This window comes from Rhizobium etli CFN 42, from assembly GCF_000092045.1.
GTDB lineage: Bacteria > Pseudomonadota > Alphaproteobacteria > Rhizobiales > Rhizobiaceae > Rhizobium > Rhizobium etli.
Window position 1 is genome coordinate 2080881 of record NC_007761.1, and the last position, 23933, is coordinate 2104813.

Below are 23933 nucleotides of genomic sequence, written 5' to 3' on the forward strand. Positions count from 1 at the left end.
CTGCTTAGTGCCAGGTCCAAATTGTCATGCCGATTCCGCCGCAAATGGTTATGAGCGCCAACACCGACAGTGCTAGTTTTCCCTCTGCCTTGAGCGACAAATACCGGCTGAGCTTCACCTCGAGCCTGTCCATTGCGCTCGATCCTTTTCGCTTTTTGCTATTTATTCCATGATGTCATATAAATTCACTGATGTCGATGCACCCAACTTCTTCCGGCGCGTTAGGCGCCATCACTCCCGCTCAATCCCGCGCAGCGCGCGCGCTATTGGCGTGGTCACAGCAGGATCTTGCGACCCATGCGGGGGTGGGAACGTCGACGGTAGCGGATTTCGAGCGTGGACAGCGAACTCCCATCGCGCAAAATGCCGAGGCAATCCGTGGCGCACTTGAGGCGGCAGGCATTGCATTTCGCGAGGGAGGTGCAGTCATCGGCCCACCGTTGCCCGCGCTTCCCCAGAATGGCGGTGGTGGTTCCCCTATCCGATGGGTTGACGCCACAGACCTTGCCCAATGGGCCGAGCGGCGCGACGGGCAAGATTCTATGCCTACGCTTCTGGCCAAATTGGCCAGGGCTGCACGGCCGATGTCTTTGCAGTTTCCATCCGACGAGGGTGTCCAGTATTCCGGCTGGGACGGCATAACCGAGGCGAGCGAGGATACAGAATTCGTTCCGGCAGGTACTGCCGGTTGGGAGATCGGGTCGCAGCGGGATCGCATCGCTACCAAGGCGACTGATGATTTTAACAAACGCGCTAAAGATCCTTTGGGACTCAAGCCTGACGAGACAACGTTTGTTTTTGTAACTCCCCGACACTGGCCGGAAAAGGCGGCTTGGCTGAAGGCGCGGCGAGCAGAGAATATCTTCCGGGATGTCCGCGCTTATGATGGTACCAATCTCGTCCACTGGATCGAGTTGTATCCTGCCATTGGTTTATGGCTTGCCATTGCACTCGGTAAGCGTCCTGTAGGAGCGCTTGATCTTCGCGAGCATTGGCTTGAGTGGTCGCTCGCAACCCGCTGGCCCCTTTCGACCGAGTTGTTGCTTAGCGACCGCGATGAAAGCGCTACCCGTGTTCTTCGGTGGCTTCGAGAGCCCTCGTCAGTGTTAGCGGTGAAGGGTGAAAGCCCCGAAGAGGTTTCTGCTTTCTTCTATTCTGCGATCACCCAACTTCCTCAGGAAATTGCGGAGCACTATCTTTGCCGATGCCTCGTCGCGGCAAGTCCCGAGATGGCAAGGTTGGCAGGTGACAGTGCGACACCATTGATTATTGTTGTCTTAGATCCGGAACCGGGGCTGGTGCAACTGCTTGCCAAAAAGGGGCATCACGTACTTGCGGCCTATGGTCAGGACAACGCCTCATCTAAAATCGAAGTTGTGCTGGAGCGTCCATCGCGTGAGAGCATCGAAGTTTCTCTTCACGGGATTGGTGTTCCGCCAGAGTCCGCAAAGAGTTTGGCGCGAGAGTCCGCTCGCAGCCTCAGCATTCTGCGGCGTCAAATGCCGGGAGTTGCCGGACGTTTGCCCCGCTGGGCGCAAGAAGCTCCGTCGCAGTCGCTACTCGCATCATTGTTGGCGGGCGGATGGGATGAGAGTAATGAGGGTGATAGAACAATCCTGTCACGATTGGCCGATATGCCGTACGAGCAGTTTGTCGCGGGTATTGCCGGTTTCGCAGGAAATTTTGACAGCCCGCTGCGCCGCGTTGGTTCCACTTGGAAGCTTGCGTCGCCACGTGATGCTTGGGGCCTGCTTGCCCGCCATCTTTCAACCGTTCACGTCGAGCGGTTCGCTGCGGTTGCTTTCGACGTTCTGAGTGCGACAGATCCTCGGTTTGAGATGTCTCAGGAGGAGCGTTGGTACGCGCCGATCCGAGGCGTGCACCCGCAATTTTCTGAGCATTTACGCCATGGAATCGGCGAAGTGCTGATCCTGTTGGCCTTGTTCGGCAGCTTTGCGTCGTCCGTGCCATCTGCCGATCGATTGCCGGATGGTATTGTGCGAGACCTGCTTGATGGGGCTGATCGTCAGCGTTGGTGGTCGCTGTCGAGAGACTTTCGGCTCTTGGCGGAGGCTTCACCCTTGAGCTTTCTCAGTGCTCTTGATGATGCACTAGTTATGGATAATAGCCCCGTGGCTGTCCTGTTTGGGCAGGACGATTCTCCTCTATTTGGCACCGAGCATCTGTCACCATTGTTGTGGGCGCTCGAAGCCCTTGCTTGGTCACCTGATTATCTTGGCCGTGTTGCATCCATTCTTGCCGCGCTTGACGAAATAGACCCAGGCGGCCGCTATACCAACCGTCCTGGTAATAGTCTGAAAACAACATTCCTCCTCTGGGCACCGCAAACACATGCAACCTTGGAGCAAAGGCTCCGTGTGCTTGACCGGTTGCGTCTACGGTTTCCCAAAGCGGCATGGAAGCTAATGTTGGCGATCCTTCCAAAGGGGCACGATTCCTTTTCACCTGCTCCAACTCCGCGCTGGCGTGACTTCTACGCAAGGGCGCCGGAGGTCGTTACATATGCAGTTATTGAAAAGGGCGCGTTGGCCGTAATCGATCGCCTCCTTGTCGATGTTTCGACTGACGTTTCTCGATGGGAGGCGTTACTTGACCGGTGGGCTAACTTGGGAGCGAAACGTGGAGAAGCCCTACAGAAGCTGAAAGAACTCCACCGCCAGATAACAAATGAGGATGACCGCCGCGCATTGCGAACAAAATTGCGTGCAATTCTGCACCATAACCGCAATTTTAGCGATGCAGCGTGGGCGCTCCCGGAAGAAGAGCTCGCGCACTTTCAGGAAATCTATGATTCCCTCAATCCTCATGATCCAATCGGGCAAGTCTCGTGGCTTTTTGAGACCTCGGCAGCAGTTCCGAACCCTGTCGGTGGATGGAGTGAGAGAGACGCGCAGCTTCAAGAGGAACGGCGAAAGGCCGTTGAGAACATATTCCGCAATCTTGGCGTCGACGGGGTGTTCGCTCTTGTTCACACAGTTCAGGAAAAGGGCTTCTTAGGAATCGCTGTAGCGGAAGCCGATTTAGGCGTTCCAACGCAGCAAGACGAAATCTTGCTACGTGCGCTGATGAGCGAAGGGGAAGATGGCTTTGGATTGGCACGAGGCATAATATTCGCTCTTCGGGGAAAAAAGGCTGATGGCTGGGCTGAAGCGTTGCTTGCGCAAGTGAAAGAGGGGGGCGGGGCAGACGACGCAATCCTCACAATTCTGCTTGCACTTCCGGTCTCTTCAGGGACGTGGTTGTTGGCCGGGCAGATAGGTGCCGAAATTGAGGCTCAATACTGGAGGAAAGCGCCGATCCTTTTGGTTGACGAAGAGCCTGCCGACACCGCTTTCGCCTTGAACAAATTGATAGAGGTTGGTCGGGCTCGTCATGCGGTCCATCTTGTCGGACTACGCTCGCACAATGGCATGAAGCTCGATTCAAATTTGCTCGTCCGCGTATTAAGGGAGGCTGCTCAGCAGCCGATCGATTCCGAGACCGACAGCAACGAAGCGACCATGTTCCAGCACTACGTGGCTGAGATTTTCGCGGATCTGGATAAGCGTGAGGATTTGGACGCAAACGATATGCTGATGTTGGAGTGGATGTATCTTCCCCTGCTGGAATACTCGCAGCGCCCAGCCAAGTTGATCATGCGCGAATTGGCTTCCAATCCGCAGCTTTTCGTGGAGATGATCTCAGCAATCTATAAACCCAGCGACGAAAGCGGCGTCGCTGATGATGTCCAACTAGAACCAGAGCGTGCCAAGATTCTGGCACATAAAGCGTTTGATCTCTTGCGTCTGTGGGACGTCGTGCCGGGATCATCCGATGATGGCACCATCGACCAAACAGCGCTCGAAGGCTGGGTCCGAGAGGCAAGGCGACTGGCGCGGTCTGTGGGAAGGGAAGATATCGCGGACCAGAAAATTGGCGAAATTCTTGCGTGTTCGGGGGTGGGTAAGGACAGCATCTGGCCAGCAGAGGCTGTTCGTGAGGTGATTGAAAGTGTTCGAAGCGGACAAGTCGATACCGGGGTTATGATTGGTCGTCGCAATCTTCGGGGTGTGACAACGAGATTGCCGGGTGATGGGGGGGTGCAGGAACACCAGTTGGTGGCGACGTATCGTGAATGGTCGCGCGCTACCGCACTAGAGTGGCCGCGTACATCCGCCATTCTTGAAAACATCGCTAAAGGTTATGAGCAGGATGCTCGCTGGCATGATGATGATGCTGAGCGGCTTGATTGGCGATAACCGCGCTCACATGTAGCGAATTTTGCGTTCCCAATCAGGCGTGGAATCAAACGTCGCGACGCGTTTATCTTCTTAATAACGCCCCGATCGCAGGCCGCCTGATGGACCTGGTGCCGGTTCACCGCACTACCAAATCCTTATGGTAGCTGGCGAAAGGTCCGATCCGGACGTTGGAAGTGTTTACCGCACGATCTGCTCCAACACTCGCCGCTCGAAGCTATTTTAAGGTCAGAGTAGCGACGTAATCTCGGGTTTCAGCGTTGAACTCGTGGAGCGCAGTTTCCGGCATTGCATTCCAGCGGTGGCCCAGCGCGACCGCGAACTGAGCGGGACCAGCATAATAGAGCCGGAGTTTCTTTATCTGAAGTTTTGCCGCAAGGTCGGAGACGTGCCTTTTGAGCTGCCCTACAATTGCTTGCATCTCTTTAGCCGATGTAACCGGCACCGAGAGGTGGAAGCGCTGGATCTTTTCGGCAGGGATGCCGGATGCCACCAGATCGCCGAAAGGGTCCCGAAGGATTCCAATGCTCACGGTCAGCACATCACCTGCAGCCAGCTGAGGATCCGACACGTCCCATTGGGCGTAGGTGGCGTCGGCCTGGGGGCGATCGTCCGTTGCCCATACGCCGTCACGGGTCACGATATCTATATCGAAGCCGGTGGCCGATCGAAACGACCATCCGAGAGCGAAGCCCGCCGACAGGCGATAGGATCCCTGCACAATTAGACGCGCAGCCCCCTGTTGCTTGAGCCAGGTGGCCGTTCGCTGGAGGGGGGTTAGGAGACCTTGCTGCCAATCTGCCGTGCTGGCGGCACCGGCCGAAAACGCGCTGGCATCCAGTTCCAGCATCGACGGATTGCTCTCCCTCCGGTCGGAGAGAATATGCAGCGCAATCGGTGGCAAAGGCAGGTCGCCGCCCATGGCTGTTTCAATGCACTGGATCAAGGCCGATCGGGTCAGAAAACTGCCGATATTGTGGTTTGCCTTGGCCATTGCGAGAAGATCATCGAAGACTTTCCGAAGCTGGCTGGCCTTGAGGTCTAAGGCGGGAAACGCCTCATGGAACGCACTATCAAACAGGCTGCGGGCGATCTTTTCGTCCGGAATGTTGCGTTCGTCAAAGTCGACGAAATCCACGACGAATCCGCCAAGGGGATCTGGATATTGATCGACTACGTCAGCTCGGAACTTGGCATCGAACTGTGCCTTGATCTCTGTGAACGGATCATAGAAAGGCCGCGCCTTTCGCACCCGGTCGCGGTCTTTCGCCATGTATGCCAACGTGGCTGGAACCACGGGAGTTACCAGAATGTGGGTTCGTGCGGTGCCCGGATAGCTGTCATTATAGCGGGAGAACCCTTCTACAATCTCCTTGATGTCGGCGGGCTTGAGAACGCCCGATTTGGCCTGGTGGCGGTCAATTACAGAACCATGTGGCGCGAGAGGCGCGAAAAAACGGGCTTCGAGATCCTCCAGTCCTTCGAAAATCATCCCTTCGAACGCGGGATTCCCGAGCCACGCGGGCAGTCGCGCCAGTCCGTCCCAGATCTGGTATTCGAAACCATCCTGGGCGATTATACCGCCCATGCCCTTGGCGTCGGTTAGCGTTGGTGCGGCCTGCTTGTCGGTCATGCGTCCATTTCCAATTTTACGTTTTGCTCAAAGCCGCGTGGATCAAAAAGCCAGGCGCCCGCCTCGAATTTGTCGGCGCGCAAGCGCACGATCATCAAAACTGCGAAGCTGCCCTTGAAATCCGGATCCCTGACCAGATCCCTCATGCTCTGGACGTCGACTCCACTGGGGCGGACTTCAAAGCTGGGGTGGCTGTGCCACTCGCCGATGTAGTTGTAGCGGCGATATTGGTGGTGCGTCCGGTCGAAGAATCGTGTTGCATCGCGTACGGCCTGTAGGATGTCGACCAGGAACCGGCTGAAAGTGCCGCGCCGGGCCTGAATCGTCATGGTGGATACGCGGAAATGTGAGGGCTCAATCTGTTCGCCGAACAGCTGGCCCCCGATCTCCTTGTCGCCTGCGCTCCTGAGGGCAGTCGTCAGAGTTGCCAGTTCACTGGGTGAAAGCTTTAAGAACATCCAGCAATTCTCCGGCAATCTCGATTACAAATTTCTGGGCGTCGGCATCCTCGGTATTATTATTCCACTCCGACGGACCACCGACATCGAGAGCGATTACATGGCCGTGCATGTCAAAGGCCCATTCCTTCCGGAAGCCAATCAGCAACCACCGGAAATCGTCAAGCTTGTCGTCAAGAATGTCGAGCACAACGCGGGCGGCATGCGAGGCGGCCATGCTGATCGCTGCATCATCCGCGACGATAATATCGCCGTCATCGCTGATTGCCTCATAAGCCCTATCGCCGGCCGAAAGTGGCACTACGCGCCCTTTTTCATCTGTCCAGTTCAGCAGCGCCTCTCGGCCAAGGGTATAAGCGGCATTTCGCTCCGGCACGGACGGCGCAACCAAGGCCCCGATCCCCCCTTCGAACACTTCCACGGAAACGAATGGCTTCTTGTTCTCGAAAGCAAGAGCGCCGAGCAGCATCGATGTTGCGGGATCACCAGAGGCATCCACGATGATATCGCAGGCCGTAATCAGATCGAAATGAAGAGCATTGGTTCTGGCAGATTTCTGCCAGTTCAAGTTCTGGTCGATGGTCATGATATCGGCGCCTGGAACGATATGAAGAAGCCGGCGCTTCAGGCCATGGACCTTGTGATATCCGACATCCCGCCAGTCAAGAACATGGCGCTCCAGATTACCCGGCAGGAAGACATCTCCATCGAAGATGCGCAGCGTGTCAATCCCGCTGCGCAACAGCATTTCCGCAACTTTCGAGCCCACCGAACCGGCCCCGACAACGGCTACTTTCTTGGCTTGAGCAGAGGGTGCGCGACCGGAGCGCAGGCCCGTTTCGGGAGGCAGGACATAAACTTTGCGATGATAGGCATTATCCGACAGCACATGGAAGACGTTAATGCCATCATCTTCGATGAACACGGTTACGAAGTTCACTTCGCCTTCCACCGGCGAACTTTCCCATAGGGTCGATATGAAGGTGCTTCGCTCTGACGGAAGACCATCGGGCACTTTCCCGCTGACCAGAGCTACGGGCACGTGAAGCCGCCAAGTGTTCAGATCCGCCGATGGTGGCCGTTGAACACCCTGGCGGTCAACGGCGTCGCTGAGGAAGATGGGCCAAACCTTGTCCGAGGCCGACCACCGCAAGGCATTAACGTCTTGAATGTCACCACTCAATAGACGTGTCAGGCATTCCTGCCCGATGAAGACTGGTGACTCGCCCCAGTTATATTTCTGGATCTCACCGACATTATGGGCCGAGGTAACCTTGCCCTTCTCCCCATCTCCCAACGGGTTCTCGAGGTTGAGCAAGCCATAGGCACTACGCAGAACATCTGCCCCGTTAGCGCGGGACGTCCAGTTGTCGGGGCGCAGCTCGAGACAAAGCGCACCGCCTTTGCCGTATTGATGATAGGACCATTTCGCTTCAGGGTCTTGCGGCTCCACCCAGGCAGGCACGAGCGGAAAGTTGTCCGGATAAACGAGACGGATAGGGTAGGTGGCGCCGTGCGCGACGATCGAGCCGATAGCCGCAAACTTGTAATCGTGTATCTCCCAGCGATCCAAAACGAACCACTCTGTCTCGGTCGCCAGATTCTCTACCGCTTCTTTTTCCCGGGCAACGCGGACGGTGTTGTTAAGCCACCAGATGCTCATGCAAATCCGCGGGGCTTCGTGGGAGCGGCCATGGCATCCGGAAACACATAGGACGAGGTACCCGCCGTAGCGGCCGCCTTCTCAAGCAGGTTGCTGGCCTTGGCAACCTTTTCAGTTTCGGTCGCAGGAAATCGGCTGCCGAACACCTTGCGCCAATACCACGTCGCGTCATCCATGTTGTCGGTTGACTGAGCTTTCCGTGCGTAGTCGGCATAGGTTTTCACCTTGTCCATAAATGCCTTCCACTGCGTTATTGACACCTTGGCAAGGATGTCGCTGCCAGCGACAGACGGGTCAAGGATGACAGGCTTGATGTCCATTTCGGCCTGGAATGCATATGCCTGACGGATGTTCTCCAGCATTTTGGCGAAGGCTTCACCGTAGTGGGTTTCGTCTTGCGGGGCGTGCAGCGCCGTTAGCACTTCAAGCACGAAGCCCTTGGGGCGTTTGCCGGAGTTGTTTTCGCGGCGCCACCACTTGAACAGCTTGACAAGCGGCTTAAGGCGACCGCCGAAATCATTGTTCCGATCGCGGCTCCAGTTGATATGGCCAGGCGGGTCGGTCAGCTTCCATTCGCCTGTTTCACGATCCGGAATCTTGTATTGCTCTCCCCATTCGATCACCGGCACGACATCCATTTCGGCAAGGGGCGTGATCAGCTTGACGGACCGTTTGTTAATGCGCTCGACCTCGTAGCCGTCGCCTCCGTCCTCGAGAGCGGCGCAAAGATCGTTGAGAACATCCTCAGGTTCGTCATCCGTCGTATAGTTGGTGACGATGATGATATCGACGTCGGGACGCACCACGCCGTCGGCATCCGTCTTGGGACGGATGGAGGTGTTACGCGCGTAGCTTCCGGAGAGAAAGTCCCTCACGATTTTCGTCTTAAAGTCGTCCTGTACTTTCAGGTGATCTCGGACGCCCGTATGGGCTTTTGATGAATTGGTTTTCGTAGTGGTGCTGGGTTCGATGTCTTGGAGGAGTTCGAGAAAACGCGCGTTCGGGACCATCAATACCTCTAGATTAGGTCGAGTCTAATGGCCTTTCCACGGCCGGTTAATTCTTCGCCAACTATATAGGAAGTTATCGAGAATTTCCAACCCCACGTTGCGCCGCGCGCATCTTTACTTGCATCTTGGCGCCACGACTTTGGAAACGCTGATTGCGCGGGCGTTCGGTATCAGCGGGAGCACGATTGCACGGGTACCCAGGTTGACTCCGGCGATCAGACCAACGAGTACAAATTGAATAATGTTGGCAGGACAGCCCGCCAACGATTGCTGACTAACTGAGGATCTTGACAGGGCTATGGGCCCGGCGGATGTCCCATTATTTGGTCATTTCTTGAAGCAAGAAAAGCGGATTACCGGGATACTTGACGAATTTCTCCTCGTTCTCCCATATTCCCGTCTTAACAATAATAGCAGCAGACTCAGCCGGTTTGGATGTTGCTTCCATCGTTCGAAGATCAATCCACCGAGGAATATCCTGTCCTTCAGAATGCTCCGTCAACATGAATTTGAGTGCGGCGCCATCACAGTAGATGCACCCTGGAATAAGCTTACGCCAATTGCCTGGGGCAAAGCTTGAGAAGATGATGGGATCCAGCACCCATTCTCTTCCCAGCGACAAGCATGTGGCCTCGGAAGAGAACGTTTTCAGTTTAAGCACGCCATATGCGGCGTCGGTGCCTTCCAAAAACCCAACGCGCGGCGAAGTGCCCTCTTTTTGAAGTACGACACCATATGCCTGCGCACCATCCTGCAGCACCTTTACCAACTCCCCGACGACTGCGTTGGTAAGCATTTTTGTGGTTGCGTTTGTCGTGATTCTCATAACTTCCCTCGATGTGGTATTCAGATTGGTTCCTTTAATCCCAAGATGTAAAGATTCTCTCGCTTAACGAGCATTTCACATGCCGTGGAGGGCGATTTTTGCTTTTCGATATGTTGCGCCGGTGGCGCTGGGGCGGCATCGATTTCCAAACAACGACTAAGCTGGGTGTTTAGCTTCCGGCAAATTGGATTGGGTTTCTATGAACGTTAAGAGTGCAGCCCGCATCAGCCCGATGAAAAGGGCCTCCAGCTCAAAATGATCGTCTTCCGGCAGGCTTGTGTGGACGCCGCCCCGAATACGATGTGCCATCACGAGATCGGCCGCGATCTGACCAGAGGGTTCATTGGCCAATGCCTTGATCCTCGTTTTGAGGGAGCTCCAATCGTTCGCAAGATCAGCTTTTCTGGCCAGGGGCGCAACATCGCCGCGCTTGAGAATTTGCAGAACATCGGGATTGCGCCACAACTGCTTGAATTTCTCGTATAGCTGCGTTTCGGTTCCGCCAAGCGACACCGTAACGTGCTCGACGGCGATGGCCATTCCCTGAATGTCGCTTCTCATGCCTTCACGGGCAAACTCGTTGCCACGCAAAGCATGGTCCTCAAAAGATTTCAGCCTCCAGAAGAATGCTTCAAGCCCTCCAGCGGCAAGGAAATTAACGAAGGCCTCTATATCGGAATCCGTAACCGCAATCGTGTTGAGCTTGCTCGACCGAGTTGCGCCTTTCAGCGTGAGGCGGACGCGTTCCTTTTCCTCCTCCGCCCAGTCGGGCCAGATCAAGTCAAATATAGGTTTGAACCAGCCGCCAATCTTGCCAATCCGCTCGCGCAGTTGTGCAAACGACATACCTTCGGTGTGTCGCGTGAGGATGATAGCTTTTTCGAGCACAGCTTTGTAAGCCTCTGCGATCAGCGGGCGGCCGTCGCGATGCCAGTTTGACCAGGTTTCAGCCAGAAAATGTATGAGCGCGAGAAGCTCATCATCGCCGATGCCAAAGCGGGCGGCTGATGCGAGTGCCAAGTTTTGGCTCTGCTGCTCATATGCTGCCGCTTCTGTCGGACTTAGTTGAAACCGTCCCCCACCATGATCCCTGATGATATACCGCAACACACGCGCGCTCTTCCGCAAACCAGACAACCGCATCCAAAGCATTCTGGTGTTCCATAAATTGTCCGGCCGCGCGGGCACTGCTCGTATCGTACGAATAGGTGGCGCCACTGGGAACGCGGCCTGCGGCGAAGGCGTCTCTGGCGGCTTGAGCGATGTCGTCGTCCGCCAGGTTCAATCTGATATGGATGCCGGCTTCAGCAGCTTCCGCAGCGAGAAGAACCTGCCAAGTGCAATAATAATCCTCGACATTGCAATCGTCGAAGAGCTCGTCGTAAACGTCGCTGCTGACGTCAACGCGCCGAGCAAGCCTCGGCTCGAAGAGGAAATCCTTGGGCTGCTGGATAAATTCGGAAAACCGTGGATCCCGATCATCCAAGGGATGAGGCGAGGGGCCATAGGCAATGAAATTTCGCCACCTGTAGAGCCCGTTGGAAAGCTCGACTGCGGCATCCCACCGTGGGCCGTCAGGTTCAACCGGCAGCGTGAATTGACATTGTATGTGGTCGTGCGTCTCCAACCAGAAACGGCGTGCGATTGGGTCGGGATAGCGGATGCGAAGTCGGGGGCGAAGCAATCCCGCCGCCTCCAGACTATCTAGAAGACCCGTGCCGATAAACTCGCCACGAAAGGCGCGCAAAGGCTTCAACTCAGTAAGAAACTGATTGGCTGTCATAAATCGGTGGAATTCCATCAGCGCCCGGTTGCTGTTCCCGCTATGATGTTGTTCTTTCGTCGATTACAAGTTTTCGATGTGTTGGCATTATCAATGGCCAAAACACCCAAATGAATCCAGACCTCATGCGCGCGCTCCTGTTTAAGGTCGAAAGCCTGCAGGACGGTGCGACCCATCAATTCTATGCTGAGGCTCTGGTGAGCGAGAATGGGCGGTTTGAAGGCGCCGATCCGATGGAGATCAGGATCAACATGATGTACCTCTTCGACCAGAAGTCGTCGCGGGTCGCCAACTCTCGATGACCAGTTTTGAGGTTGAGCGTCTGACCGCAGAAGGTGCGGAATTCCTGCAGTCCGTCCGCGACGACAAGGTCTTCCGCCCAGCTTCCTCCACGCCACTACGCTCTGTTCCGTGCAGCCGGTTCCCCGCGAAGACTGTTGTCCCCCTTCCATCCCCACCGCTCGCGCGGCCCCGGGAGGCAGAACGCGGTTCTGCCGTGTTCCACCAAGACAACCCAATCGAAGGAAAAGACCTATGAACACCATGACAATTGCCACGGATACCGCCGCGGTCCATCCCCTCATCACTATCCAGCACGAGGATGAGAGCATTGCGCTCAACCGGCTGGTCTCGAGCGCGGGCAACGTGCGGCGCGTGAACGCGACGGCAGGCCTGTCGGAGCTCGCCGACAGCATCGAGGCCCACGGCCTCATCCACAAACTCACCGTGCGCAAGGGCAAGAAGGGCAGGTACGAGGTGATTGCGGGGTCGCGCCGCCTTGGGGCGCTGCGGCTGCTCGCCAAGGAGGGGCGGCTGGCGGAGGATGCGCCTATTCCCTGTACCCTGCGCAACGGGGAGGACGTGACGGAACTGTCGCTGGCTGAGAATGTGCAGCGCGAAGCCATGCACGTCGTCGATGAAATAGTTGCCTTCCGGGACTTGGCCGAAGGCGGCATGGCCCCGGAGAGCATCGCGGCGCGGTTTGGCCAGTCGGTCATCACCGTGCGCCAGCGATTGAAGCTTGCCAACCTCTCCCCGAAGGTGCTGGACGTGCTGCGCGAGGATGGCATGAGCCTTGAGCAGGCGCGGGCGCTGGCCCTTAGCGACAGCCACGAGGAGCAGGAGCGGGTCTGGTTCGAGACGGTCTCGTATAACCGCGACCCGCGCAGCCTGCGGGCGATGCTGACCCGCGAGCATGTGCGCAGTAGCGACCGGCTGGCCCGGCTGGTGGGATTGGAAGCTTATGAGGCGGCGGGCGGCGGCATCGTGCGTGACCTGTTCAACGAGGACAGCGGCATCTTCCTCACCGACCAGCCGTTGCTGGTCCGGCTGGCGATGGAGGTCTTGGAGCGGGCGGCGGAACCCCTCAAAATCGAGGGGTGGGGCTGGGTCGAAACCTCGCTTGACGCCTCGGTGGCCTATGGCGGCGTTTACGGGCGCATCTACCCGCAGACCCGCGACCTGACCGACGACGAGCAGGCCGAGCTTGCCGCGCTGGGCGAGAGCTTTGACGAGATGCAGGCGCAGTTGGAGGGGTATGAAGAAGCCGACCCGGCGATTGAGGCCGACAAGATGCGGCTGGCCGAGATCGAAGGGCGCATCAGAGCAATCCAGAGCGGCACCAAGACCTACGACCCACGGGAACAGGCACTGGCCGGGTGCAAGGTCTATGTCGACCAGTTCGGCGCGGTGCAGGTGGGCAGAGGTTATGTGAAGGCCGAGGGCCGCGAGGCGTTGGAGCAGTTGCGGCGCGGGGAGGCGGGGAATGAAGAGGATGGCGAGGTGCCTGCCGCGTCTGCCCCGGAGCCGGAAGCGGGCTATTCCGCCGCACTGGTGGAGGAACTGACCGCCATCCGCACCGCCGCCATGCGGGTCGAACTGGCCAACCGTCCTGCGGTGGCGCTGGCCGCGTTGCTCTATCCGTTGGTGGGCCGCATCTTCCACAGCGGCTACACGAGCTATGATGCGGCGGTGGAAGTGAATGGCCAACGCCGTGAGCTTGCCCCGTCCATCAAGGAGCCGGGGGAGGCCCGCGCGCTCTCGGCATGGCAGGCGATGAAGGAGGCATGGGGTGACATCCTTCCCGGTGCGGCTGCGGACCTCTGGACATGGCTGCTCGACCAGCCCACCGACAAGCTGCTGGAACTGCTGGCGTTCGTCACCGCCGCCAACCTCAATGGCGTGAAGGGCAAGCACGACCAGAGCCGCACACGGCTGGACAATGCCGAACAGGTGGCCGTGGCCGTGGGCCTCGACATGCGGAGCCACTGGACGGCGGACGCCACATTCCTCAACCGTCTGAGCAAGGCGGGGATTGCGGAGGTGCTGGACGAGGCCGGTTGCGCGGCACAGGTGGTGCGGGTTATCGAGAAGGCCCCAAAAGCCGAGGCGGTGGCCGAAGCTGAAAAGCAGCTTGCGGGCAAAGGATGGCTCCCGGTGCACTTGCGCAGCGAAGGGCATGGCGCTTTGCCGGAAGCTTCGGTATAGCCCCCTGAGCGATACCGACTACCAAGCCCGGGCCAGCATCCGGGCTTTTTTGCTACCCGGCGCGGAGCCTGATGCCTATCTCCGCCGGGTTCGGCCTGGCCAAGCCAACGGCGAGGAGGAGCCCGTGGCCGCTTTCCCTCGCGCTCCCCACCCACCCGGTCTGCCGGAGGGCCCCTGCAATCAGCCCCGCAAGAGCTTATATGTAGATATCTCTTGCCATGCATCTCGAGTTCCCTATATGTTCTTAAGGAATCGTTCAGGATTCACCGAGTATTATCGTTTTTCCACAGGAGAACATGCCATGCGTGATGTTCCTTGGCCACGATAATCGTGGTATTGAGAGGCCCTCTTCTTGGGGGCCTCTCTTGTTTCTCGAATTTTTTAAAGAATACCCTGCGCTTGTTTCTCTTTTGGCAGTAGCGGCTGGATGGTTTGCAACGCGACGTGGTCAGATACACGGCGACCGCGCGAAACATAGCCATAGCTATCTGGGTATTCTTGATAGGTCAGAATATCTCGGTGCCCTTAAGACAATCAGCACTTTGCTGGATAAAGGTACCTACTATATCGAGGCGGATTATCCCGAAGATCAGCAAAACAGATATTCGCAAGCTATATGGGATTGTTCCAGACTATGGAGAAGGCGGCAATCGACATCGACATGGGATATATCTCTGAGGAGTACTTCTATAAGAAGTACAGGACCTTAACTGAGCGATTGTTCTGGGTCTCGCACCTCTTTATCAACAAGATTCGTCAGGAAAAAAACTCCGGAACGATCTATAAGAATTTTGAAGCGCTTTACATTCGCATTCATTTCAAGCGAAAGCCCTTTACCTTGATGCTGTTGGAGTATTTCAAGGTCTGCCCGAATTTCAAAGCGAGTTCGGCCTTCTTTGCCGCGCATCTGAGGACCCTCGACAAAAACTTTTGGGGCTTTTTCTTTGAAGTTTGTCGCTATCGCTCGTTGCCAGGGAAGATTGAGTATGTCGAGCGCGATGACAAGCCGCTCTTTCGGCGACGCATTCGGCAATTCAGGCTTTTTGAGGTTGCCGTCGCTGCAGCAATTATCTTGCTGATTGTGCGACTCGAGATTTGATTTTGTTTTCCCACTGATCGATAGGGTGACACTCGGTTCATTATTGGCTTGGCTCTCCTCGCGCTCGCTTACCACCCTTTCATGCAGCAAGCATTCAGAAGAACCCGCTCGCACCGTTCATGATCGTCCCAACAATGGCAAGCGCCGGTCCAACAATATTGACCGCAAGCGCGTCCTTCTCGATCTGACCGGCTTCTTCCAATTCTTCTGGCGTGGGCTGATAGGACGCTCCGCCGATTTTACGATTCTTTTCTAGCCACGACTTATAACCGCCAGCGCGAATGACGGGCCGGGCAATCGTGAATACGCCGAGGCTCGCCATCACCGCACCTGCCAACGCAAGTTTCGAGCTGAGAGCCGGCGCGAAACCGGACAGTCTGCAAACGATCTCCAAGAGAACGACGGCCGCCACCCATAATCCCAGGCCGGACCATGGATGAAACGCCCATTTGCCCTTACCTTCGAAATATTCAAGCACTGACATTCGCATTTCCTTTCATTGAGATAGCATAGATCGGATCTCGGGACCTGGCCCCAATTCATGTCAATCTAACGGGCCGAGGATCCTGCCACCCGGTTGCCGGCCCCTTCGCCTGAACAAATCACCTTGTTTCGACCGGCGCCTTTAGCCTGGTAAACAGCACGGTCCGCTTGATGAAGCAGGTTGTCGGAGTCATTCAGCTCGGTCCAGTCGAGCGAAATCGCACCGATGCTCACCGAGACAACCCGGAAGGCACTGCCGCCATGCTCGATCCTCAGATCGAGGACAGCTTCCCTGATCCGCTCGGCAACCATCATCGCTCCCGCGACGTCGGTGTCGGGAAGAAGAGTGACGAATTCTTCGCCGCCATACCGTGCCGCAAGGTCATGGGGTCGTCTGGCAGCGTCTTTGATAACCGCGCCGACCCTTTTCAAGCATTCGTCACCGGCCGGATGACCGTAGAGATCATTGTATGGCTTGAACCAGTCGACGTCGATCATCAGAAGGGCGAGGGCTCGTTTGTCCCGGCGCGCGTGGTTATGCTCGCGCAGAAGAGCGGCATCGAAGCACCGCCGGTTTGACAGGCCCGTCAGGTCGTCCTGTTCCGCCAGAGCCAACAAACGCGTATTTGCCTGGTGGAGTTGGTCCTCAATCGCCTTTCGTGAAGACACATCCCTCAAGGTTCCGATAATGCCGTCGGAATCTCCTGTCAGGTTGTTGCGGAGCGCCTTCAACTGGGCTTCAGCCCATATCCAATGACCGTCGCGATGCTGGATCCGGTTCGTTATCGAACGCCGCTCCGAGGTGCCGTCGAGCAGGGCTCGAAACGCGAGCGTGACAAACGGCTCGTCTTCGGGGTGTATCAACTCCGCCGGAGATCTTCCGATAAGATCAGCCGGCTCGTACCCCAGAATTTCCCGGCACGCGGGGGAGACGTAGCGGCGCACAAGATTGCGATCGAGCTGGAACACCATGTCGGTGCTGTGGTCGGCGAGCAGACGATAGCGAGCCTCGCTTTCCCTCAGTCGTTCCTCGGCCATGACGCGCTCGTGAATATCGCGGCCGACGGAATGAATGACCGTCACCCGTCCATCGGCGTCTTTGAGAGCGCGGTTCGTCCAGGCAAACCAGCGCGTCTCGCCATCAGGCATCAAGATCCGATTCTCGTTGTCGACACAGTCGCCATTCGCGCAGCCGGCCTTCAGGTGCCGGGCGACCTCGGCGTAATCGTCTTCGGGCACGAAATCGAACAGGCTTGCGCCCACCATGTCTTCCGGCCGTTTCCCGTGACAGCGAGCATAGGCGTGGTTGACGAACTCGAGCGTACCGTCCTCGCGTGCCAGCGACACAAGTTCCGATTGGCTCTCCACGAGTTCGCGGTATCGGGCCTCGCTGGCCGCCAGTTGCCGCTTCGTCGCCTTAAGTGCCGTTACGTCCGTGATCACGGCCAAGGAGATCGATTCCTGGATCGATTCGTCGAACTCCAAAACTGCCGATAATTGAACGTCGACGATCCGACCGTCCTTGCAGACCATCTGGTATTGCACGTCATCACAGCGTCCGGTCCTGAAGAAGTCGGGCAGCACGTTGGTGACGGCATGAAGCCGTGACTCCGGCGTCAGAAATTCGGACGAGCGCCTGCCGATAACCTCGTCACGCGTATAGCCCAGTTTGGTCAGCCAGGCGTCGCTGACGGAGATGAGGCGGCCTTGGCCGTCAATGGAATGGAGCATCGCCGGCGTGACCCTCATGCGATGTTCGAGCTCTTCGCGGGCGTCCTGCAATTTAATTTCGGTCTTCTTTTGAGGTGCTTTGGTCACGCGGTCTTGATCTCTTGACGCCGGTTGGTGTCCCGGCCGCACATCCTGACGAGGCAAGAAGGACCGGAGCTTGTCGCTCGTTGACCCCGGCCTTCCAAACCGTAACGATTTGATTCCAGAGACATTGGCATTGGGCCATGATTAAAGGTTCCCACTTACCAGCGCGTTAGCGGATGGGCGCGAAATCACATTTCAGCGACGGGACCGAGTGCTCAGGCGTGGACATGGCGCCACAACGCAGGGAACAGGTCGTGACGATGGAAGAGCGATATCATGCGCTCTTCGTTGAAGGTGGCTTCTCGCGAGAACCGAGAAGCTCATTGAGCCGAGCTGCAATCGCCTCATCTGAATTGAGCCCGCGGCTGACCAGTGCGACGGCATACTTCATTGCCGCTTCGCCGAGTGCGCTTTCGACCTCCACATGATTGCGCTGCGCCCACCGGCCGACCGTCGTCGTGATGAGATCGAATTCGGCATCTGTGAACGACACCATTTCAAACGGAAACATGACGCTCTCCCCAGAGAGGGAGCGGCTTTGTGTCGCCCGCGTTGGAGGAGGACCGACATTCCGCCCCATACTGCTGGCAATAGCGGAAAACTGCCCTCCGTAATAGGGTCAAGATGCGGGAGAGCTCTGTTCATATAAAGCACGACGTCGCCCCGGTCCCGGGTTCAGTCGATGACGTCGATTACCTCGTAGCTTTTCACGAACGAGCCCAAGTCGCTGTTCAGCAGCGCCAGGATGCTCGCTTTCGAAATGGGGAGGGTTTCGATCTTCTCCAGTCGCATGGGCGACCATTTGCAGCCCGGCTCACTTTCGACGTCGCGTCGCAATTCGAGAAGATCGTGGCGCGCACTTTCTGCGTCATCGAAGAAGATGCCTGGGATGCCTGTATAGGCCCAGCGATCGTCACAGGGGTCGTTGACCAGGCTATAGGTATAAAAGGTAAAGGACGGGCTCTCCGGCATTCTTATCTCCTTTTCTAATGTCTATCGCACCAGACATGACCTGCATTCCGGCCAAACTGCTACTCGCAAAAGTGTTAGCTGACGGTCAATTGCAGGATCCTGCAAAGAATGGCGGGGCCTTCCGTTTAGCTCGGCCGACCAAATAAAGCTTTGAGAGCTTTCGCGCACCCGACGCGACGCGTTCCTTCGAAGACGAATTATGGCGGTGAGTTGCGATGCCGCCAAATCTGAGGCCGGGTGTCTTCTCGCTATCGGCGAGAGCTCAATTTCTTGCTTTATGACGGCGCCCGCGGTTGCGGTATGTGCTTAAAGAATTGCGAGGAAAGGTAAAGTAGACATATAGATTGTGCATGGACTTTATCGACAAGCAAATAGCGCCGCCAAAATCCTGGGAGAAATTCGAGGAGCTGACGCGAGCGTTGTTTGGAAAGATCTGGCTTGATCCGGTCGCTCAGAAAAACGGCAGAACCGGTCAGAAGCAGCACGGCGTAGATGTGTATGGATCGCCGCCGGATCGCCCCGGTGCCTTCCGCGGGGTGCAGTGCAAGGGAAAAGAGGGCAACTACGGCGCGAAAGCGACCATAGATGAGTTTGATGCGGAGCTTGCTAAGGCTGAGAAATTTGAGCCGGGTCTGACGCATTGGACATTCGCAACGACTGCGCCCAATGACGCAACGTTGCAGCGTCACGCCCGCATTGTTTCGGAACAGCGTGTGCGAGAAGGGCGGTTCCCGGTGGTCGCTGTGGGTTGGGAGACAATCCAGGCGATCATGTCAGGTCATAGCGATATCATCGAGCAATTCTATCCTGAACATTCCGGCGACCTGCCCGCAGTCTTAGCTGCGCTGAAGGCCCTTCCCAAGCCGGACGAACTCGAAGCCATCAAGATCGCTCTGCGCTCAGTCGCCAAACACGAGGTGACTGCTGTCCTCGGCTCCAACTGGTCAGAAGTCCGCTTTGAGACCGCCCGCAACCTCGGCCCAGCACTCATGGGGCGACCGCTCGGACCGGCCGATGTGGCGGCCTGTCCACTCTTGCCCGAGGTAGCCGAGCTTCTGGCTGATCTTGAGCGCGCCTGGTCTGCGCGACTTTCCGGAGTCGCCGGCGCGGGCAAGTCGATCTGCATGCTTCAAGCGGCGCGTCACCTTCATGCCAAAGGCTGGCGCGTGCTACGGCTAGACGACCCGATGGCAGAGAGCATTCCCGCGATCGAAGCAAGCACGCCGACGCTGTTGATCGTTGATGACGCGCATCTCGCTCGACCGGCCTTCGTGCGCCGTCTTGAGGAGCAGGCGACTGCAACGTGCCGTGTGCTGAGTGGGCATACGATCGGGGAGGGCAGGGAGAACACGCCGGGCACAATCCAACTTGATGCGAAGCGTGCAGTTCGCGTGATCGCGGACGGCCTTCGAGCGGTCCCTGATGTGACGCTCGAAGCTGTACGTCGGGCCGATGATCACGTCGGGCACAGGCCCGGAGACGAACGTCTTGAGCAACGGCTGGATCACGCAGCCGAGGTGGCGCTGTTTCCATGGCAGTTCTGTTTCATCCTTGGCGGCGGCTGGCGTCGAGCGAGCGCGCTCGCCAGTTCCGCCCGAGCTGCCGGTTTTGATCTTGTTCTCGCAGCGGTGGCCATACGACAGCTTGGAACCCGAGACGCCCGATGTTCAGAAACGGCACTTGTGAATTTCATAGGAGATACGGTTTCGGCCAGCGAGCTTGGTCCGGCGATAGAGTGGCTAGTCACTCAGAGGCTCCTCCTGGCACGGGATGACCTGCGCTGCCCGCATCAGCGGCTTGCAAGCGTCCTTCTTACCAAAGTGCTTGAGGGGCAGAGCGCTCTGGGCCGCAAGGCGATAGGAACAATGCTCCACCGGCTCTTGATCAATCCCGAGGTGCCAGTCGGCGGTATCGCATTGCTCTTGAACGAGCTGTCGTTTGGCGGTGATTATGGGCGGTGGCATAAGCTTGTGGAACGCGAATGGCTGAACCCTCTTCTGGAGCGCTGTTGGGCCGCCAGCGCGCCAAATGAAATTCGTGAGGCTTGCTGGGCGCTTAACGCCTTACACGGTTATGCTGTGGACGAAATGGCAATTGTCGCTGCACATGAGGACGAATTGGCGACCTGGATCACCAGCGCGCCGCAGGGGGCTTGCTACGCGATAGGTCAGCTGATTAATCATATCCACAATGAGGACGGTGCTCTCGGCCGCACTATCAGTGCTAAGGTCGAACCTTTGATACTTGCTCGGGCGATCAGCACGGCAGAGCCGCTTCATGCATGCGAGATCGCCAAACTGATCTCGGCGATGCGTGTCGCGGAAAATGAAGATTGGAAGGCCGTCTATCTCAAACGAATCGACCGTTTCAAGCTGTTCGGCCTTGTTTCAAGGTGGCCGGAGGATGCGTGGCTTTCCGCCGTCGCTGATCTTTGTAAGCATTTCTGTTATTTCGAGCCTGAGTTTGGCTATCAGCTAATCGAAGCCCTCATTCCGGCGGTTGCAAAGCGGCTTCGCGGCGATCCACAATATTCATTTCGTGAGTTGGACGATATTGTCTGGCATTCACTCCGGCTCTATGACCCATTGGAGGTCTATGTCGGCAAGCTCGCACCGACACGTCGGATGCGGCAGGTCGGTCGAAAGATTTGTGCATGTTGGTCGCCTGTCGATCTCGCCGCGAAGCTGTCACAGAGTACACCGCGGAACTTTCAGTCTGCTGCAGGACTGCTGAGTTTCATACGCAAGGCGGCGCCAAAAATGTTCGAAGCAACGGTGCTCGCCCTCGATTGGAACGAGATCGATCAGCAGATCGGCGCGGGCTGGGCGGAAGAGATTGGTGACGCACGCATGTTGCTGGGTGTTGCCTGGGGTCTGCCTGCGGCGCGTCCGGCGATTGAGGCACTTGTTGCGCGCAACGAAGCCAAGATCACCACTATGTCGGCACACCTTGCCGCGGTCGCGCCAGAGAGTGCGTTCCGTCACATCGCCAACGGCAGGAGCATCGCACTTTCCTATTCGGGGCATGTAGAATGGCGACTCGGCGGGGCAGTGCTTATCCGTTTCATCGAGAAGAAGCGGCAACTGATCCCCGCGCTGATCGCGCCGCATCTTGGGGCCATCGCAACCGCGCTTTCGCAACAGAGTCCGACCTTTTACAACGAGGCGCTTTTATTTCTGCAGCTTATGATCGCGGTAGACTCTAACTTCCTGCAGAAAGTACTAAGACAGGTAGAGGTCGACAAAGCTACCCGCGGCTGGCGCGATGCGCTCGCTGGACGTCAGAACAATCACGTTCGGGGCGCCAAATCCGAAGCAATGCAAGTGGTGGCGCTCCTTATCCAGCATGCGATTGAGCGTAAGGATCCAGTGGGCGATCTGGCGCGGCAACTGCGCAAGGATTTCCCGAAATCATCAGTACCTCTTGCGGCGACCATCGAGCCGATTGACCTTCCCGAAGGTTGATCAATGCGACGCCGAATGTGAGGTAGTTTTTAATTGGTGTTCGCAGCAAGGCGAGCTTCCACACCGCTGCGCCACGGTCCGCTTAGCCGGTTTCCTGCGTGAACCGTTGTCCCCCTTCAGCCCCACCGTTCTTGCTGCCCCCGGGGTGCGGACGCGGTCCTGCTGCACGGTCGCATTCTCAAATTGGTTTTCGTAGATGGTCTGGCGAAGCGTGCTATGTGCAAGCTGCGCCCGCGCTTCAAGTTCGGCCTCGTAAGCTTCAGGCTCGCCGATGGGGCGTGGTGACGCAAAAGTGACGCAGGAAGGTTTGGGTTGCGGGAAGGATGTATAACGCTTTGAAAAGTTTGGCGCACCCGACGCGATTCGAACGCATGACCCCTTCCTTCGGAGCCCATCCCGAGCTTATTTCGATTATTAGGAAATGTAAGGAGTTATATGTAATTTCATCATTTTTTTGATTTTTGTAGTCGTCATTTCTTCACTTTTTGCGTCACCAATGCTATAAATTGGTGACGCGAAAGTGACGCAATATGCCAAAGTTATATTTGACCGATACCCTGGTTCTGACATTGAGGTGTCAGGCCGGAAGACGGCAGTGCATTTACTGGGATCACCCCGTCGGAACCGATGGGCGGACCCGCAATGGCTCCGTTTCGGGGCTCGGCCTCAAGGTCACCAACCTCGGAAGAAGGACGTTTATTCACGACTACAGGTTCAATGGTGAGCGTTATCGGAAAATCCTCGGAACTCCCGCCAACCTGAGCGTCGCATCTGCCCGTCTGCTCATTGGTGAACGGCAGCAGCAACTTGATGCCGGCACAAACCCTGACGCGTCGGAAGCCGGACCGGAAGTGGAGTTCAACGATGCGCAGACCCTCACGGTTCGTAGCGTAATTGATCGCTATTGGGAAAGCTACATCTACGGCCTCACGGAAGGATATAGGGATGCCTTTGCTTTGTATGTGGCAGATTGGCGGAAGCGCGCGCCGAAGACGGCCACCCGCCGCGGCCACAATATCAAAAGAAGCTATGTCGACTTTGGAACGATGTTCGCCAATCGTTCCCTTACGTCGATCAAACCGCTCGACATTGAGCGCTACCAGAAGCAGTTTTCATCGTTGTACAGCCACAACGATGCGCTGAAGCATGTTAGGGCCGTATTTAACTGGGCGATCCGCATGCAATTGGTCGACATGCGAAACCCTTGCGATCCCATCCGCTTGCGGAAGGTTATCCGCCGGCGCCGCGATTACTCGACTGAGCAAATCCGCAAGATCGCATCCTACATCTTCCATCCCGTTATAGAAGCCGTGCCGGAAATCGAGGGGTTAACCGGCTTTCAGAAGCGGAATGCTGCCCTCGCCAAAGGAGCAGCTCAGACCGCCAATGATCAGATGTTGGAACTGTGCAATCTGATGGGTATCTTGTTCCTGACGATGGCGCGGCCGAGCGATCTCGCGACCGCCAAATTCGAGCATTTCGACCTCGAAAAGCTCGTTTGGCACAAGCACAATACGAAGGGCATCAAGCTTTCCCGTTCAATGAATGAATACGCCTACCGTTCGGTGCCGATCCATCCTAGGGTGGCTCAAATGGTCAGAGCGCAGCGGGCTCGTTGGCCGGAGAGTGAGCTTCTGTTTCCGTCGCATACCGATGCCTCTCAGCCTCGAGACAACTTCCGTCGCGGATTAGTACGGTTCAAGGCGCTGCCGGACGCGCCGGAGTATTTCCAGTTATATGACCTCAAGCGGATCGCGATTTCGCTGATGCTGGCGGGGCAGGGTGTGTCGCACGAAGCCATCTCCCACTATGTCGATCACAAGGGGAATCTTGAGACGACCATGATCTATGACCTCGGCCTAGTCGACCCCCTAAGGCCGGTCACAGAAAAGCTTGGCGATTTACTCGGCGTTTAGTCGGAGTTCCCGTCAGAGGATATCGGCGTGCCGGGTGTGAGTTCATGATATCGACGGAGTAGAGA

At 57.0% G+C, this 23933-nt stretch carries 17 protein-coding genes; 6 read left to right on the forward strand and 11 right to left on the reverse strand.

What is annotated here, in order from left to right; all coding sequences use genetic code 11:
• Positions 1-197 precede the first annotated feature (197 nt).
• Positions 198-4259, forward strand: a complete 4062-nt coding sequence (locus tag RHE_RS10220; RefSeq protein WP_244425787.1) for a helix-turn-helix domain-containing protein — start codon at positions 198-200, stop codon at positions 4257-4259.
• Positions 4260-4476: 217 nt separating this feature from the next.
• On the opposite strand, the gene RHE_RS10225 is transcribed toward RHE_RS10220, so the two are convergent.
• From RHE_RS10225 to RHE_RS33545, 7 genes are all read right to left on the reverse strand, one after another.
• On the reverse strand, positions 4477-5892 hold the full coding sequence (locus RHE_RS10225) for an SAVED domain-containing protein (protein WP_042118415.1): 1416 nt from the start codon (positions 5890-5892) through the stop codon (positions 4477-4479).
• Entirely contained in the window at positions 5889-6350 is a 462-nt protein-coding gene (locus tag RHE_RS10230) for a Mov34/MPN/PAD-1 family protein (RefSeq protein WP_011425270.1), read from the reverse strand. The genes RHE_RS10225 and RHE_RS10230 overlap by 4 nt, the downstream gene beginning before the upstream one ends.
• Positions 6325-8013, reverse strand: coding sequence for a ThiF family adenylyltransferase (locus RHE_RS10235; RefSeq protein ID WP_011425271.1), 1689 nt, complete (start codon positions 8011-8013; stop codon positions 6325-6327). Before RHE_RS10235 ends, RHE_RS10230 begins: the two co-directional genes overlap by 26 nt.
• Positions 8010-9023: an SMODS domain-containing nucleotidyltransferase gene (locus RHE_RS10240; RefSeq protein ID WP_011425272.1), complete on the reverse strand. Its 1014-nt coding sequence runs from the start codon at positions 9021-9023 to the stop codon at positions 8010-8012. The genes RHE_RS10235 and RHE_RS10240 overlap by 4 nt, the downstream gene beginning before the upstream one ends.
• A 319-nt stretch (positions 9024-9342) precedes the next feature.
• Positions 9343-9849: a hypothetical protein gene (locus tag RHE_RS10245; protein WP_011425273.1), complete on the reverse strand. Its 507-nt coding sequence runs from the start codon at positions 9847-9849 to the stop codon at positions 9343-9345.
• 156 nt (positions 9850-10005) lie between these two features.
• A complete protein-coding gene (locus tag RHE_RS10250) occupies positions 10006-10869 on the reverse strand; it encodes a hypothetical protein (RefSeq protein WP_042118420.1) in 864 nt (287 codons plus the stop codon).
• Between the two features lie 16 nt (positions 10870-10885).
• A complete protein-coding gene (locus RHE_RS33545) occupies positions 10886-11632 on the reverse strand; it encodes a hypothetical protein (protein ID WP_011425275.1) in 747 nt (248 codons plus the stop codon).
• Between the two features lie 125 nt (positions 11633-11757).
• Here RHE_RS33545 and RHE_RS10260 point away from each other — a divergent pair, with 125 nt between their 5' ends.
• The 3 genes from RHE_RS10260 to RHE_RS10270 all read left to right on the forward strand — a co-directional run bounded on the left by RHE_RS10260 (position 11758) and on the right by RHE_RS10270 (position 15218).
• Entirely contained in the window at positions 11758-11934 is a 177-nt protein-coding gene (locus tag RHE_RS10260) for a hypothetical protein (protein WP_166486903.1), read from the forward strand.
• 232 nt (positions 11935-12166) lie between these two features.
• Positions 12167-14119, forward strand: a complete 1953-nt coding sequence (locus tag RHE_RS10265; protein ID WP_011425276.1) for a ParB/RepB/Spo0J family partition protein — start codon at positions 12167-12169, stop codon at positions 14117-14119.
• A 634-nt stretch (positions 14120-14753) separates the two neighbouring features.
• Positions 14754-15218, forward strand: coding sequence for a DUF4760 domain-containing protein (locus RHE_RS10270; RefSeq protein ID WP_166486904.1), 465 nt, complete (start codon positions 14754-14756; stop codon positions 15216-15218).
• A 94-nt stretch (positions 15219-15312) separates the two neighbouring features.
• On the opposite strand, the gene RHE_RS10275 is transcribed toward RHE_RS10270, so the two are convergent.
• From RHE_RS10275 to RHE_RS10290, 4 genes are all read right to left on the reverse strand, one after another.
• On the reverse strand, positions 15313-15702 hold the full coding sequence (locus tag RHE_RS10275; RefSeq protein WP_011425278.1) for a hypothetical protein: 390 nt from the start codon (positions 15700-15702) through the stop codon (positions 15313-15315).
• A gap of 65 nt (positions 15703-15767) precedes the next feature.
• A complete protein-coding gene (locus tag RHE_RS10280; RefSeq protein ID WP_011425279.1) occupies positions 15768-17519 on the reverse strand; it encodes a sensor domain-containing diguanylate cyclase in 1752 nt (583 codons plus the stop codon).
• 271 nt (positions 17520-17790) lie between these two features.
• Positions 17791-18027, reverse strand: coding sequence for a hypothetical protein (locus RHE_RS10285; protein WP_011425280.1), 237 nt, complete (start codon positions 18025-18027; stop codon positions 17791-17793).
• A gap of 164 nt (positions 18028-18191) precedes the next feature.
• On the reverse strand, positions 18192-18488 hold the full coding sequence (locus RHE_RS10290) for a hypothetical protein (RefSeq protein ID WP_011425281.1): 297 nt from the start codon (positions 18486-18488) through the stop codon (positions 18192-18194).
• A 350-nt stretch (positions 18489-18838) separates the two neighbouring features.
• Between RHE_RS10290 and RHE_RS10295 the strand changes: the two genes are divergently transcribed.
• Positions 18839-21952, forward strand: coding sequence for a hypothetical protein (locus RHE_RS10295; RefSeq protein ID WP_011425282.1), 3114 nt, complete (start codon positions 18839-18841; stop codon positions 21950-21952).
• A 545-nt stretch (positions 21953-22497) separates the two neighbouring features.
• Positions 22498-23868 carry a tyrosine-type recombinase/integrase gene (locus RHE_RS10300; protein WP_166486905.1) on the forward strand — a complete coding sequence of 457 codons (1371 nt, stop codon included), beginning with the start codon at positions 22498-22500 and terminating at the stop codon, positions 23866-23868.
• Positions 23869-23933: the final 65 nt, after the last annotated feature.

What these genes read in the sequence shown, in the direction of transcription:
- RHE_RS10220 (WP_244425787.1), top strand. Translation starts at nt 198, where the DNA reads ATGCACCCAACTTCTTCCGGCGCGTTAGGCGCCATCACTCCCGCTCAA.
- RHE_RS10225 (WP_042118415.1), bottom strand. Translation starts at nt 5,892, where the DNA reads ATGACCGACAAGCAGGCCGCACCAACGCTAACCGACGCCAAGGGCATG.
- RHE_RS10230 (WP_011425270.1), bottom strand. Translation starts at nt 6,350, where the DNA reads ATGTTCTTAAAGCTTTCACCCAGTGAACTGGCAACTCTGACGACTGCC.
- RHE_RS10235 (WP_011425271.1), bottom strand. Translation starts at nt 8,013, where the DNA reads ATGAGCATCTGGTGGCTTAACAACACCGTCCGCGTTGCCCGGGAAAAA.
- RHE_RS10240 (WP_011425272.1), bottom strand. Translation starts at nt 9,023, where the DNA reads ATGGTCCCGAACGCGCGTTTTCTCGAACTCCTCCAAGACATCGAACCC.
- RHE_RS10245 (WP_011425273.1), bottom strand. Translation starts at nt 9,849, where the DNA reads ATGAGAATCACGACAAACGCAACCACAAAAATGCTTACCAACGCAGTC.
- RHE_RS33545 (WP_011425275.1), bottom strand. Translation starts at nt 11,632, where the DNA reads ATGACAGCCAATCAGTTTCTTACTGAGTTGAAGCCTTTGCGCGCCTTT.
- RHE_RS10260 (WP_166486903.1), top strand. Translation starts at nt 11,758, where the DNA reads ATGCGCGCGCTCCTGTTTAAGGTCGAAAGCCTGCAGGACGGTGCGACC.
- RHE_RS10265 (WP_011425276.1), top strand. Translation starts at nt 12,167, where the DNA reads ATGAACACCATGACAATTGCCACGGATACCGCCGCGGTCCATCCCCTC.
- RHE_RS10270 (WP_166486904.1), top strand. Translation starts at nt 14,754, where the DNA reads ATGGAGAAGGCGGCAATCGACATCGACATGGGATATATCTCTGAGGAG.
- RHE_RS10275 (WP_011425278.1), bottom strand. Translation starts at nt 15,702, where the DNA reads ATGTCAGTGCTTGAATATTTCGAAGGTAAGGGCAAATGGGCGTTTCAT.
- RHE_RS10285 (WP_011425280.1), bottom strand. Translation starts at nt 18,027, where the DNA reads ATGTTTCCGTTTGAAATGGTGTCGTTCACAGATGCCGAATTCGATCTC.
- RHE_RS10290 (WP_011425281.1), bottom strand. Translation starts at nt 18,488, where the DNA reads ATGCCGGAGAGCCCGTCCTTTACCTTTTATACCTATAGCCTGGTCAAC.
- RHE_RS10295 (WP_011425282.1), top strand. Translation starts at nt 18,839, where the DNA reads ATGGACTTTATCGACAAGCAAATAGCGCCGCCAAAATCCTGGGAGAAA.